Below are 14017 nucleotides of genomic sequence, written 5' to 3'. Positions count from 1 at the left end.
CAACCGTTTCAAATATTAATAAGACTGATCAAAAATAATTGCTTAAAATGCCTAATAATACTTGATTTTGGGTAGAAAATAACCCCCTAATATATAAATACGCAAAAAATAGAAAATTCTATTAATTATTTTCAGAAAATTGAAGAAAAATAATTATTTTTTGATATAGTAGAGATGGGCATAAAAGAAAGTAATGAAAAACGGTGATGTCGGTTTTTCAAAGGGTTGATATTTCAAGGATCTTTTAGTGTTCCCCACGAGTGTGGGGGTGATCCTTAAAGAGAATGAAAAAGCAATCGAAACTCTTAACAGAGAAACGATTGCTTTTCTTATGTAGTCTGGAAGTTAAATGTTTGCCAGACTCTTTCTTGTTATTGTGATTATTTTTGTTCTTTCAAAATATCACGGATTTCCTTAAGGTAATCTTCTGCACTTGGACCAGCTGGTTCAGGTTCAGGAGTATTCTTCTTAACCACTTTATTGACTGCTTTAACAATTAAGAAGACAATAAATGAGATAATCAAGAAGTTAATTACAGCATTGATGAATTCACCGTACTTAAAGTTAGCGCCAGCAACTTTCAATACTAAGTTTGAAAGGTCGATCTTGCCGATAAATAAACCGAGCAATGGGTTAATCAAATTATTAACCAAGGAGTTTACGATCGCTGTAAAAGCCCCACCAATGATAACACCGACTGCTAAATCAATAACATTACCACGAGCAATAAATTCTTTGAATTCTTTGATCATTCTTGTTCCCACTTTCTATTAACTTAATCTTGCAAGGATTTCGACTTTCTGTTCTTTATCTAAAATTTTAATCTCGCACTCCGTTGTTCGACCAGTTTCTTTTTGAACGACTTCCGCAATCATGCCACTTTCAAGAGAAAATTCACGACTATCGCTATTGAGACGATCAACCACAATTTGCCCACTTAGTTCAAAGCTGATTGAAGCTCGTTTTTCCTTTACTTTGACAATCTTCCCAAATTCCGCAATTTGAAAAAATTCTTCCAGATCTTCGAATGCTACTAAATTATAGTGACGAGCAATGCGCTTGCCGGCCCAATATAGGATAGTTGCATTGTCTTCACCTAATATTTCTGGTAATAAAAAATCGCGATATAGTTGGTTTAAAAAGTAAACATGTTCGTCAACTTGTTCAAGATTATCTTGCATAATGAAACCTCATCCCTTTTATTCTTTTCTATTTTACCGTAAACTTAATGCATGGCAAAATAAAAATTTTCAGGAAGTGGAATTTATCAATGAATAATCACGCAATTGGTCTTTTGGATTCTGGAGTTGGTGGCTTTAGTATCGTAAAAAAGGTAATTCAGAAGTTGCCAAATGAATCGACAATTTTTATTGGGGATAGTGCACATATGCCATATGGTGACCGCACCACTGAAGAAGTTATCGAATTGACAAGAAAAAGCGTCAATTTTCTCTTAAGCAAACAAGTTAAATTAATCATTTTTGCCTGCAATACGGCAACTGCAGCAGCGATGGATATTTTACAAAAAGAGGTTGATCCCCAAATTATTGGTGTGATTCAATCAGGCTCATTAGCAGCAGCTAGAATTACTAAAAACAAAAAAGTAGCGGTAGTTGCGACAAAGGTGACGATTGATTCGCATGCTTATCGTGATGAGCTAACCTTTAGAGATCCAGAGATTGAAGTAACGGAATTAGCAACGCCACGATTAGCGCCGCTGATTGAAAAACATGAAGACAATCTTGAAGAAGTTAAGACAAGTCTTGCACCATTAGCAGGCAAGGATTTTGATACGCTAGTTTTGGGTTGTACGCATTATCCTTTAGCCCAAGCTGAATTTGAAGCTGCTGTTGGCAACAAGGTCCAAGTAGTTGATCCAGCCGATCAAGTGGCGCAATATACTTACAATGTCATGAAGCGAGATCATTTGTTTTCTGATCCGAACCTACCGCCTAAGCATGAGTATTACACTACAGGGGATCCTGTAAAATTCGCTGATTTAGGCAAGTCATTTATGGAAGTTGATGAACTTCCAGTTCAACAAATTGATACGGAGAATTTTTAAATGAAGGAAATTTTATTTGCAACAAATAATCAAGGCAAAGTTAAAGAACTTAAAAAAGCCTTTAAGACGGCAGGCGTTGAATTAGTTGTAAAAACCAACGCCGATCTCGAAAATGCACCTTATGTTGCTGAAACTGGGACGACATTTGAGGCTAATGCAAAACTAAAAGCTCATGCACTTGCTGAATATGCCCAAATGCCAACAATTGCCGATGATTCAGGCTTAATGGTTGATGCTCTTAATGGTGAGCCTGGGGTAAGAAGTGCTCGCTATGCTGGTGAAGCTCATAACGATGCTCACAACAATGCTAAATTATTAGCTGAATTGGGTGGCGTTCCCGAAGAAAAACGTACTGCCAAATTTAATACTACGATTGTAGTTTCAATGCCAGGTCATTTGGATCAAGATTTGGTAGTTTCTGGTCAATGCACTGGAAGAATTTTAGCTGGACCTAGGGGAGAGGATGGTTTTGGTTATGATCCATTATTTTACGTTCCCGAAAAAGGTAAAACTTTTGCTGAAATGACGACGGATGAAAAGAATGAAATTTCACATCGTGGACGTGCTATTGTGGCTTTATTAAAGGAATTACCAGCTTGGTTAGCACAATTTTAAAATGCTACAGGCTTTGCTGGTCAAATTAAGTCTAAAATTTCTGAGCAAATCATTCGAAAGCCAAAAATCATCCTGATATAATGGAATCGAAAATTGTAGATTGTATCAGGAGGTTTTTATGAAGTATCCTAAGACCAAAGAAGTTTTAAACCAATTAGTTGCTGATTTAACGCAAATGCACATGATTGTTCACCAACATCACTGGTACATGCGCGGAAGTCAATTTTTAAAATTACACCCATACTTAGATAAGGTTATGGATGAACTTGCTGAACAATTGGATGAAGTATCAGAACGTTTGATTACGCTTGATGGTTCACCGGTTTCAACTTTAAGCGAAATTGTTGAATTAACTAAGATTCCTGATGAAAAGGGAACTTGGGGAGAAAGCACTGAAGAACGTTATGAAAAAATAATTGCTGGTTACCGCTACCTTGAAAAGCTTTATGAAAAGGGAATCGAGGTCAGTGATGAAGAAGGCGACTACTCAACTAACGATATGTTGACCGGCTTCCACACCGCCGTTGAAAAGCGCATCTGGATGATGGCAGCTGAAATCGGCAAGGCACCTGAAATCGATCAATAACATCTAAACCACCGCAAGGTGGTTTTTTTTTGCACTCATTTGTGACTTGTCCTTTGCTATAATAGTAATTAGTTAGTTGTTAAGATGAGGAACGAATATGAAAAAGATTATTGTTATTGGATCAAGCAATGTTGATACAACATTGCATGTCAAAGATTTTCCTAAACCTGGCGAAACGATTAATGCCAATAAAGTAACCGTCGCAGGCGGTGGCAAAGGAGCAAATCAAGCTATTGCAGCTACTAAAAGCGGTGCAGATTGCTACTTTATCAGTCGTGTTGGTGATGATAGTTTCGCTGATTTTTTGTTAGCCCAATTACAAAAATATGGTGTAAAAACCGATTATGTACAAAAAACTGCTAATACTGCGACTGGACAAGCTTATATTACGTTAAACGAAGCTGGTCAAAACGATATTATTATTGATCATGGCGCTAATTATGAACTAAAGCCAGAAGATATTGAGCGTGCTGAGGGATTGATTGCAGATGCTGAGTGTATTATTGCCCAGTTCGAGACCCCACTTGCTAGCACCTTATATGCTTTTAAATTAGCTAAGGCTAATGGAGTCATGACCATTTTAAATCCAGCTCCAGCCATTGAAAAAATTCCAAGAGAATTGTTAGAAGTCACTGATGTGATCACGCCAAACGAAACTGAGAGCGCACTAATCACAGGAATTAAGATTGAATCTGAAGCAGATTTGGCGAAAAATGCTGCTAAGCTACACGAATTAGGAGTTGAAAATGTCATCATTACCTACGGTGATAAAGGGGCATATATTGCAACACCTAAGGTGGAAAAATTGGTTCCTGCTTTTAAGGTTAAGGCGGTTGATACTACAGCAGCGGGAGATACTTTCTTAGGATTTTTGGCAGGTAGTTTGGATACAGATCTTGCCAACATTGAAAAAGCTGCCACTATTGCCAGCAAGGCATCCTCGTTAGCAGTTCAAAAGTTAGGCGCTCAGCCTTCGATTCCATCGATTGCTGAGGTTGAAGAAGCATTGAGGTAATAATTATGGATAAGCAACAACAAGACCAATTAAAAAGAGAAGCTGCTACTAAAGCAGCAATGTTAGTTGAAAATAATTCTGTTTTAGGAGTAGGTACAGGTTCGACTGTTGCCTTCTTCATTGATGCGCTTGGGCAGCGAAAGGCAAAAGAAGGATTAACGCTAAAGCATATTGTTACTACCAGTAATCGTAGTAAAAAGCAACTTGAAGGGCTAGGCTTTAAAGTTGATGAATTAGCTGATGTTGATCATGTTGATTTAACCATTGATGGTGCTGACAGAGTAGATGAAGCGCTAGATGGTATCAAAGGCGGTGGTGGCGCCCTAACGCTTGAAAAGAATGTAGCAATTAATTCCAAGAAAAATATTTGGATTGTCGATGAATCAAAGATGGTAGCTCATCTTGGAGATTTTCCGTTGCCAGTTGAAGTCTTGCCAATTTCTTGTGAACAAAACTTCCGTAAATTTGCTCAAGAAGGATTAAAGCCACAATGGCGCATGAATGGTACAGAGCGCTATGTCACTCACTATGGCAACTATATTATTGACTTAGCAGTCGATCCAATTCCGGCACCTCACGGATTAGCAGCTTATCTTGATCAAACCGTCGGCGTAGTTGAACATGGATTATTTTTAAATGTATGTGATCAAGTGATTATTGCGCACAGTGATGGTACAATTGAAACTCAAGAAAGATAAAAATTGATGAGAGGAAGAGTTTAATGACCAAAATACCATTAATTATCAGTACTGATCCTGGGATCGACGATATTGCTGCGATGACAATCAGTCTTTTTGCTAAGGAACTTGATGTAAAGATGATTGTTCCTACATGGGGAAATGTAACTTTAGCTTACACCTTACAAAATACCTTGGATTTAGAACAATTTTTACATACTGAAGTACCGGTAGTAAAAGGGGCAAATCAACCCTTAGTAAGACCCGCAATCAGTGCTGCCGAGGTTCATGGTAAGACCGGAATTGCTGGCTATAAATTTGCTAAAGCAGATCAAAGTTTGCTAGAAAATGGTTTGGCAGCTACTAAAATGTATGAAACTATTATGGCAAGCTCTGAAAAAGTTACTTTATTAGGTATTGGGCCATTAACTGATTTTGCCTTGCTGTTTAAGCAATATCCTGACGTAGTCACAAATATTGAACAAGTGGTGATTATGGGAGCAAACATTGGCCGTGGCAATCACAGTCCATTTGCGGAATACAACATTGCCGGTGATCCGGAAGCAGCACAAATCGTCATTCACAGTGGCTTGCCTGTCAAAGTTGCACCGCTTGAAATTGGTAATAAGGCGCATTTAACTGAAGACCAAATGGCGCGGATCAAGGCTTGTGGTGCAGTTGGTGAAATGTTGTATGCCATGTTTGCAAATATTCATGAAACTGACGGCAGCAATCAAATTAAAATTTATGACCCAACGGCAGTAGGAATTTTGTTACATCCAGAATTCTTTACTTTGAAACCAGCACAAGTTGAAATCGAACTAGCTGGAAGAGTAACGTATGGTGCTAGTGCAATTGATTTCAACGGAGAAAATAAGAACGCAGAAGTTGCAGTAGACGTTGATACGGTTAAGTTTGCCGATTGGATGGTTGAGAGCATAAAATTAGCAGATCAAGGAAGAAAATAATGGCGGATTTTGTTTATCGCACGGTAATGCATGACATTAAGCAAAATATTTTAAAAGGCAATTATGAAGGGATGCGATTACCCGATGAACGCAGTCTTGCTGAATTTTATCAAGTCAGTCGCTCATCAATGAAGCGAGCACTTGAATTGTTAGCTCAACAAGGAATTGTCTTTAAAAAACGTGGAAGTGGCACCTTCATCAATCCGCTTTACTTAAAGAATCAAGCGATGTTTCGTTATGAAGGATCTAACTTGGGACTAACTGATAGTTTTAAAGTTCCAGGCAAAAAGCAGTCGATCAAGCTCTTGGAATTTCACGTGGTTAAGGCTTCACCTGAAATTGCACAAGATCTATTTTTGACGGAAAATGATTTTGTCTATGAATTCAAGCGATTACGTTTGTTAGACCAACAGCCCTTTATTATTGAAACCGGATATATTCCCATCAAGATTATGCCTGAATTGAAAGAAGAAGTTTTGCAGAGCTCACTGTTTAATTTCCTTGAGGACACGCAAAGCAAAACAGTTACGCGCTCTTTCCTTAACATTACGGTAGAGCCTTCGAGTCAAGAAGATCAGGCACAGATGCATTTAAAACCAGAGGAGCCTGTAGGAGTGATGGAAGGTATTTTCTTCTTAGATGATGGAACGCCATTTGAAGTTTCTAATATGCGAGTACATTACCAATATATGCGGTTCAACAGTTTTGTAAATTTAAACAACTAGCAAAAAAGCAGTTTAGCTTCACTTGAAGCCAACTGCTTTTATTTTTGCTTTAAATATTCAGCTAGAACTTGAAGGACCCCATTTTCATTATTGCTTGGGGCTCTGAACTTTGCATAAGGTACTAATTTAGGATTCCCATTAGCCATTAAGTAACTATATTTAGCTAGTTGCAACATTTCCAAGTCGTTAAAGTCATCACCAAACGCAATTAAATCGGCACTACTACATTTAAAGTAGTCGAGGAAAAACTTGATTCCATCAGCTTTGTTAACCCCTTCAGGAATCACATCAACAGTGTGATAGCCACTGCTGGCAGTATGAACTTTTTCGCTACTTATTTCATTGAAACCAGCTTCAATTTGTGGCCCCAATTCTTCTGGACACCGAAGGGTCAGTTTGATGATCCTTTCATCACTGGGCATTTGTTCTAAAGTATCGAGTAATTTTCGTTCTGGGTAATAAAAGGTCATAAATTTGATAAATTCTTCGCTTTCACTTGATCGAATATATGATCCTTCGGTTCCACTGGCGAAAATTCCTACTTCAGGAAACTTTTCAGCGATGTAGGCAACTAGCTTTCGTCCTGTACTAGCCGTAAGTGACCGTTGTCGAAGTAATTGATTATCACGATATATTAAGCCACCATTCTCAGCTACGATACTGATTCGATCAAGATACTCAGAAAAATCTGCTTGAATTTTTTTGATTGGTCGACCACTAGAAATGATAAAGTGTGCACCATTTGCTCGCAAATCCGTCAAAATTTGATCAAACCAAGCATGATCAAAAGTTTGCTGATCACTCATAAAAGTGCCGTCCATATCAACAGCAACGATTTTAAATGGAAGTTGTGCCATAACTTTCCTCGTTTCTATAGATAAAAATAACAACTACCTCTATTATAAGGCAAAATAATCATGATAAAACCTATGCCCTTAAAAATCTGCTGTTAACCAACAAATTGCTGATTGCTATCTAGTGGGCTAGTGTAGACAAAGGTTAAATCGATATTTTTGGTTAAGTCTTCAAGTCGATGTAATAACAATAATTGTTGCTTACTCAATCGCAAATGCGAAAAGGCAATTTGGGTTTGAATGTACATTACCAATTTTCCAGCAAAAGCCATTGGATGATCATCCATAATAAATTTATGAATGACATTAGCAATTGCATCCCGAACTGGTAGATATCGATGAATATTTAGTTCGTTATATACATCGCTAAAAAATGATTGATAAAATTCGTTCAACAATTGGTAGGTTTGCTCACGTTTTTCTGCGTCAATGACTTTTGCTGACATGATTATTCCTTTCTCGAACCGCTAATAATCTGAGTTCTTGGATTGAACCAAGTACGATATTCATCAGGGAGAGAAACATCAGTAATCAAAACGTCAATCTTATCTAGAGAAGTTGCCAAAAATGGTGAATTATTTTCATTGATAAACTTGAACTTTTCAGCAATTACTACTACTTTTCTCGCTCGTGTAGTGGCAGTCCTGATCAGCTCGGCATCTTTGCTATTGGGCAGATATATACCGTCTTGCCGAACTAATGAAGTGCCTACAAGAGCAATGTTTGGTCGCATCAATTTTAAACTTGCTAAAGCTGCAGCGGAATAGGTCCAACGATTGTCTTTAGCTAAATCACCAGCTAATAATTTAACTTTGGGGAGTGGTGAAGCTAAAAGTGCCAAGGCATTGTCAATTGAATTAGTTACAACCGTTAAATCTTCGCCATTTAATAGTTGGCAAAGAAGCTGCAGAGTCGTAGACGGACCAATATAAGCCAAATCACCTTGATGAATAAACTTTTTAGCTACTTGGGCCATTTTCTTCTTTAGGGGAGATTGAATCTGACTGCGGGCTAAAAAGTCGGGAACATCTTGTTGATTGATAGCCATTAATCCTCCATGAATCCGCATTGCTTGACCTGTTGCAGTAAGTTTAATGACATCGCGTCTAGCTGTGTCAAAAGAAATTGCAAAATGTTCAGCAATTTCTCTAGTCGTTAAACGAGTGCGTTCATGTAGCAGTTGCATAATGATTTTGAGACGTTCTTCTTGTTGCATTTCTCTCACCAACCTTAATTTAACATCTTTAAAAATATCTTTCTGTATTTAATACGTATTTTGAAAAAATACTTCAGCATTTATCAGTATTTAAAGCTGATAATACTGATTTATTTTTGCTAACTGCCATTATAGCAGTCTTTATCTTTCAGTATTTGAATATTACGCTTTTAAAAATTGGATGGTACCAATTTTTAAAATGGTTGCATTTTATTCAAAAACTGCTATGATTAACTTGTAACAAGAAATCAAAACACAAGAATGAAACTTAATTAACCCAAAGGAGAATGAATCATGTCAGTAGATTACGATTCAAAAGATTATTTAAAAAGCGTTGATGCTTATTGGCGGGCAGCTAACTATCTTTCAGTTGGTCAACTTTTCTTAATGAAGAATCCGTTGCTTAAGACGCCATTGGTAGCAGAAGACGTCAAGCCCAAACCAATTGGTCACTGGGGAACGATTGTGCCACAAAACTTTATTTACGCACATTTGAACCGTGTACTTAAGAAATATGACCTAGATATGTTCTATATCGAGGGTTCAGGTCACGGTGGTCAAGTTATGGTTTCTAACTCATATCTTGATGGTTCTTACACTGAACGCTATCCAGAAATCACCCAGGACGAAGCTGGAATGACCAAATTGTTTAAGCGTTTCAGTTTCCCAGGCGGAGTTGCTTCTCATGCTGCACCTGAAACCCCAGGTTCAATCCATGAAGGTGGAGAATTAGGTTATTCATTGTCACATGCAACTGGTGCAATTTTGGATAATCCAGATGTCATTGCTGCCGTAGAAATTGGTGATGGTGAAGCTGAAACTGGTCCTTTAGCAGCTAGCTGGTTTAGCAACCGTTTCATCAATCCAGTTAAGGATGGTGCGGTTTTACCAATCCTTCAAATTAATGGGTTCAAAATTTCTAACCCAACTATCGTTGCTAAGATGAGCGACGAAGAATTAACTGAATACTTCCATGGTATGGGTTGGGATCCTCACTTTGTTTCAGTATTTAAAGGCGGTCGCTATGATGGCTACAAGGATCCAATGGAAGTCCATGAAGAGATGGCTAAGACCATGGATGAAGTAATTGAAGAAATTAAGGCCATTCAAAAGCATGCTCGTGAAAATAATGACGAGACGATGCCACACTGGCCAATGATTATCTTCCAAGTTCCTAAGGGCTGGACTGGTCCTAAGCAAGACTTGGATGGAAATCCAATCGAAAATTCCTTCAGAGCCCACCAAATTCCAATTCCAGTTGCTCAAGATGCAATGGAACACAAAGAAATGTTGGTTGATTGGTTGAAGAGTTACAAACCTGAAGAACTCTTTAATGAAGATGGTTCTCCAAAGGAAATCGTAACAGCCAATACTGCTAGTGGCGATAAGCGGATGGCAATGAACCCAATTACTAACGGTGGTAAAAATCCTAAGCGCTTGAACTTACCAGATTATCGTGAATTTGCTTTGAAATTTGATAAGCCTGGTTCAGTTGAAGCTCAAGATATGGTTGAATGGGCTAAGTACTTGAATAAAGTAGCAGAATTAAATCCTGATACTTTCAGAGGTTTTGGCCCTGATGAATCTAAATCTAACCGCTTATTCCAATTGCTTGACGATCAAAAGCGTCAATGGGAAGGCGATATTCATGAGCCAAATGACGAAAACTTGGCACAAGGTGGTCGTTTGATTGATTCTCAATTGTCAGAACACCAAGATGAAGGTTTCTTGGAAGGATATGTTTTGACTGGTCGTCACGGTTTCTTTGCCACTTATGAAGCCTTTGGTCGTGTGGTTGATTCAATGTTAACCCAGCACATGAAGTGGTTACGTAAAGCTAAGGAACAATATTGGCGTCATGATTACCCATCATTGAACTTCGTTGCTACTTCAACAGTATTCCAACAAGACCACAATGGCTACACTCACCAAGATCCAGGTATTTTGACTCACTTGTACGAAAAGAATCGTCCAGACATGATTCATGAATACTTGCCATCAGACACCAACACTTTGTTAGCTTTGTCAGAAAAGGTCTTCCAAAGTAGAGAAGGAATTAACGTCTTGGTAACTTCCAAACAAGAACGTCCACAATGGTTCTCAATTGAAGAAGCTACTAAGTTGGTTAATAATGGTTTAGGCTATGTTGACTGGGCTTCAACTGACCAAGATGCTAAACCTGATGTAGTCTTTGCTTCAACTGAAACTGAACCAACGCTTGAAACATTGGCAGCAATTGATATCTTGCACAAGAAGTTCCCAGAATTGAAGATTCGTTACATTAATGTAGTTGACATTATGAAGTTGATGAATCCTACAGACAATCCTGATGCAATTTCTCAAGCAGAGTTTGATCGCTTATTCCCAACCGATGTACCAGTAATTTTTGCATGGCACGGTTACAAGAGCATGATGCAATCAATTTGGTTTGGTCGCCAACGCTACAATGTTTCAATCCATAGTTACGAAGAAAATGGTGACATTACTACTCCATTTGACATGCGTGTCTTGAACCATTTGGATCGTTTCGATTTGGTGAAGGATGCAGTTTCAAGTATTCCTGCTTTAAGAGAAAAGAGTGCTGCAGTTATTGATGAAATGGATCAATTACTTGCTAAGCACCATCAATATATCCGTGACAACGGTAAAGACATCCCTGAAGTAACCGAATGGAAATGGGAAGGTCTCAAGTAAAATCGCTAATAAGTTTGAGAAGTCGGAATTTTCCGACTTCTTTTTTCTTTTATTCTTCGTTATAATATAGGTATTACTGATAGTATGTAGTAATGAAAAAATGAATAAGAGTGATTTGATGAAAAAATTTCGTCCAAGCAATCGAGCAATTACGATTGGAATTAGCTTAATGGTCGCAGGGTTACTGTGCTGGATCGTGATGTCATTGATCTATACCAATGTTAAATTGGTCTTTTTAGCCCCATTAGGATTATTATTGCTTTGCCTTGGTGGATTAGAATTGACTATTGTAGCGTTTATCACAATGCATAAGAATGAGCAAATTAAATTAATGGATAAAAGTAGTGCTTCTAATAAGCAAAAATAGCGATTTTAACGTAAAATAGCGTTACTATGTTTTTCATATAGTGGTATGATTAATTTGACGATTAGTGAAGAAATGTACATGAGTGAGGAAAGGGAAAAATTATGGATTTTAATGAAGTGTACCAAAAAGAACGTGCAACGCGTAAATTTACCAATCGAAAAGTCAATGAAAATGTTCTTAGACAAATAATTAAAGAAGCTCAGCATTTTCCCTCTCTACTCAACTCACAACCATGGAAAGTTTATGCGGTAATGGGTGACCAGCTTGATAAACTGCGCAAAGAATATCGTGCTAAAGTTGAAGAAGGGGCAGAACCCAATGAAGATTTTGCTACCATGTTATCATTGGAGTGGGATATTTTTCCAAGCCAAAACATGGCAACAATGGGTGCTTCACAAAGCTATTTCTTCAACAAAAAATTAGACTTGTTCAATGAAGCCAACAACTCTATGTTCAATGCGCCTGTAGTTGTTTATTTGACGATTCCTATGCAATCACCTGCATGGTCGGTTTTTGATCTGGGAATTTTTGCTCAGAGCTTGATGTTGATTGCGCTCAATCGTGGAATTGCAACTATGCCGGCACACTCTTTGGTTTCATATCCAGATTTAGTTCGCAAATATGCCAGTATTCCGGAAGATGAAATGGTAGGGATGGCTATTGGTCTGGGTTACCCAGATAAAACAGCTGAAGTTAATGATCCAAAATATTTCCCTGATAGATTGCCACTCGATGGAATTTACAAATTGTCTAAATAAATCACTTAATGATAGAATACTTAGTAAGATTATATTTTAGATTTAAAAAAGGTGATAACAACTTTGAGTGATGGTCAGATAATAGCAAATTTAATCGCTACTTTAGTGATTTTCGTTTTTGCTTCTTTCTTTGTGGCTGCTGAATTTGCGTTGGTACAAACGAGAAGCAGTCAATTAGAGGATATGCTTGCCAATCAACAAGGTAATCCCAAAAAACTTAAACGTGCTTTGCACATGGTGCATAACTTAAATGAGTACCTTTCGACAACGCAAGTAGGTACTACGTTGGTAGGGGTTGTCTTAGGTTGGTTTTCGGCTGATACCTTTGCTGAAATTTTTGCACGGTTATTCAATTTAACATCAATGAATCATTCACTAGTCAAATCGGTTAGTGCAATTATTGGTGTGGTCTTTTTGACGTACTTAGAAGTTGTAGTAACTGAAATCGTGCCTAAAAATATTGCAATTGATATGTCAGTTAAAGTATTGATGTTAATTGTTTATCCTTTGCAACTATTTCATACGTTGGTATATCCTTTTGTCTGGCTGTTGAATGCCAGTTCTAATGGATTATTGAAGCTACTTGGATTTGAACCAGCAGATGAAGAAAACGAAATTTATTCGCAATCAGAAATTATTCGTCTGTCGCAAAATGCAGTCCATGGCGGATCGCTTGATAAATATGATTTAACCTACATGGAACGTGCGTTTGAACTTAATGATAAGGTAGCCAAGGACATCATGACCGACCGTACGCGGTTAAATGTTTTAAACTCGACGGATACCATTAAGGAAGCTTTACATGAATATCTAGAAGAAGGGTACAGTCGACTTCCTGTAGTTCGTGACAATGATAAAGATGATGTAGTAGGTTATGTTTATTCTTACGATATTATCCAGCAAAGCGAAAATGATGATACGGTTCCTGTAACTAGAATCATCCGTACAATCATTACTGTCCCTGAATCGATGCGGATTCAAGAGATCTTACATTTAATGATTCAGAAACATACGCCAATTGTCTTAATTGTGGATGAATATGGTGGAACCAGTGGTATTGTAACGGATAAAGATATTTACGAAGAATTATTTGGAACCGTTAAAGATGAAATTGATGATGTCTCTGATGACTATATAATTAAAGACGAAAGTGGCAATGTTCATGTTTCAGGTAAAACTACCTTATATGACTTTGAACGGTATTTCCACTCTGATTTAAAGAGCTTTCAAGATAGCGATATCATCACGATTGGTGGTTATATGATGGAACACTATCCGGATTTGAAGAAGGATGAGTCTATTCAACTTGAAGGCTTTGAATTTAAGCTTGATAGCATTGAGCAAGGTTTTATGAGATGGTTTATTGTTAAACCTACAGAAATAAATAAAACCGATCAATTAGATGAAGATGAATGATAATTATTCAGAAAAAGCGCTGGAAAACTAGCGCTTTTTTGGTTAAAAAATGTTATAATCA

General features: G+C 37.6%; 16 protein-coding genes. 11 read left to right on the top strand and 5 right to left on the bottom strand.

Features of this window, described 5'->3' with window-relative positions; all coding sequences use genetic code 11:
- Nucleotides 1-380: 380 nt before the first annotated feature.
- Both mscL and BN52_RS07005 read right to left on the bottom strand, forming a co-directional pair.
- Nucleotides 381-752: a large-conductance mechanosensitive channel protein MscL gene (gene mscL, locus BN52_RS07010; protein ID WP_008473729.1), complete on the bottom strand. Its 372-nt coding sequence runs from the start codon at nt 750-752 to the stop codon at nt 381-383.
- A gap of 18 nt (nt 753-770) precedes the next feature.
- On the bottom strand, nt 771-1181 hold the full coding sequence (locus BN52_RS07005) for a YslB family protein (protein ID WP_008473728.1): 411 nt from the start codon (nt 1179-1181) through the stop codon (nt 771-773).
- 89 nt (nt 1182-1270) lie between these two features.
- Here BN52_RS07005 and murI point away from each other — a divergent pair, with 89 nt between their 5' ends.
- The 7 genes from murI to BN52_RS06970 all read left to right on the top strand — a co-directional run bounded on the left by murI (nt 1271) and on the right by BN52_RS06970 (nt 6651).
- The gene (gene murI / locus BN52_RS07000; protein WP_008473727.1) at nt 1271-2065 is read left to right on the top strand and encodes a glutamate racemase; all 795 of its coding nucleotides are present in this window, start codon (nt 1271-1273) and stop codon (nt 2063-2065) included.
- Nucleotides 2066-2680 (top strand): XTP/dITP diphosphatase, encoded by a 615-nt coding sequence (locus BN52_RS06995; RefSeq protein ID WP_008473726.1) that lies wholly within the window; start codon nt 2066-2068, stop codon nt 2678-2680.
- Nucleotides 2681-2798: 118 nt separating this feature from the next.
- A complete protein-coding gene (locus BN52_RS06990; RefSeq protein WP_008473725.1) occupies nt 2799-3266 on the top strand; it encodes a Dps family protein in 468 nt (155 codons plus the stop codon).
- A 97-nt stretch (nt 3267-3363) separates the two neighbouring features.
- Nucleotides 3364-4281 (top strand): ribokinase, encoded by a 918-nt coding sequence (gene rbsK / locus BN52_RS06985; RefSeq protein WP_008473724.1) that lies wholly within the window; start codon nt 3364-3366, stop codon nt 4279-4281.
- A 5-nt stretch (nt 4282-4286) separates the two neighbouring features.
- A complete protein-coding gene (gene rpiA / locus BN52_RS06980) occupies nt 4287-4979 on the top strand; it encodes a ribose-5-phosphate isomerase RpiA (protein WP_008473723.1) in 693 nt (230 codons plus the stop codon).
- 23 nt (nt 4980-5002) lie between these two features.
- Nucleotides 5003-5926, top strand: coding sequence for a nucleoside hydrolase (locus tag BN52_RS06975; RefSeq protein ID WP_008473721.1), 924 nt, complete (start codon nt 5003-5005; stop codon nt 5924-5926).
- Entirely contained in the window at nt 5926-6651 is a 726-nt protein-coding gene (locus tag BN52_RS06970; RefSeq protein ID WP_008473720.1) for a GntR family transcriptional regulator, read from the top strand. Before BN52_RS06975 ends, BN52_RS06970 begins: the two co-directional genes overlap by 1 nt.
- Before the next feature lie 38 nt (nt 6652-6689).
- On the opposite strand, the gene BN52_RS06965 is transcribed toward BN52_RS06970, so the two are convergent.
- From BN52_RS06965 to BN52_RS06955, 3 genes are all read right to left on the bottom strand, one after another.
- Entirely contained in the window at nt 6690-7508 is an 819-nt protein-coding gene (locus BN52_RS06965) for a Cof-type HAD-IIB family hydrolase (RefSeq protein ID WP_008473719.1), read from the bottom strand.
- Between the two features lie 92 nt (nt 7509-7600).
- A complete protein-coding gene (locus tag BN52_RS06960) occupies nt 7601-7951 on the bottom strand; it encodes a hypothetical protein (protein ID WP_008473718.1) in 351 nt (116 codons plus the stop codon).
- Between the two features lie 2 nt (nt 7952-7953).
- Complete coding sequence (locus tag BN52_RS06955) at nt 7954-8721, bottom strand: DeoR/GlpR family DNA-binding transcription regulator (RefSeq protein ID WP_008473717.1); 768 nt, start codon at nt 8719-8721, stop codon at nt 7954-7956.
- A gap of 294 nt (nt 8722-9015) precedes the next feature.
- Between BN52_RS06955 and BN52_RS06950 the strand changes: the two genes are divergently transcribed.
- The 4 genes from BN52_RS06950 to BN52_RS06935 all read left to right on the top strand — a co-directional run bounded on the left by BN52_RS06950 (nt 9016) and on the right by BN52_RS06935 (nt 13956).
- Nucleotides 9016-11415: a phosphoketolase family protein gene (locus BN52_RS06950; protein ID WP_008473716.1), complete on the top strand. Its 2400-nt coding sequence runs from the start codon at nt 9016-9018 to the stop codon at nt 11413-11415.
- Nucleotides 11416-11533: 118 nt separating this feature from the next.
- A complete protein-coding gene (locus BN52_RS06945) occupies nt 11534-11782 on the top strand; it encodes a hypothetical protein (protein WP_040473468.1) in 249 nt (82 codons plus the stop codon).
- Nucleotides 11783-11883: 101 nt separating this feature from the next.
- Nucleotides 11884-12540 carry a nitroreductase gene (locus tag BN52_RS06940; protein ID WP_008473713.1) on the top strand — a complete coding sequence of 219 codons (657 nt, stop codon included), beginning with the start codon at nt 11884-11886 and terminating at the stop codon, nt 12538-12540.
- A gap of 63 nt (nt 12541-12603) precedes the next feature.
- Complete coding sequence (locus tag BN52_RS06935; RefSeq protein WP_008473712.1) at nt 12604-13956, top strand: hemolysin family protein; 1353 nt, start codon at nt 12604-12606, stop codon at nt 13954-13956.
- The last annotated feature ends 61 nt before the right edge of the window (nt 13957-14017 follow it).

Origin of the sequence: Lactobacillus gigeriorum DSM 23908 = CRBIP 24.85 (assembly GCF_000296855.1) — a bacterium.
In the GTDB taxonomy this organism is placed as follows: domain Bacteria; phylum Bacillota; class Bacilli; order Lactobacillales; family Lactobacillaceae; genus Lactobacillus; species Lactobacillus gigeriorum.
The sequence above is the reverse complement of the archived record's forward strand: the minus strand, read 5'-3'. Positions and strand labels throughout refer to the sequence as shown.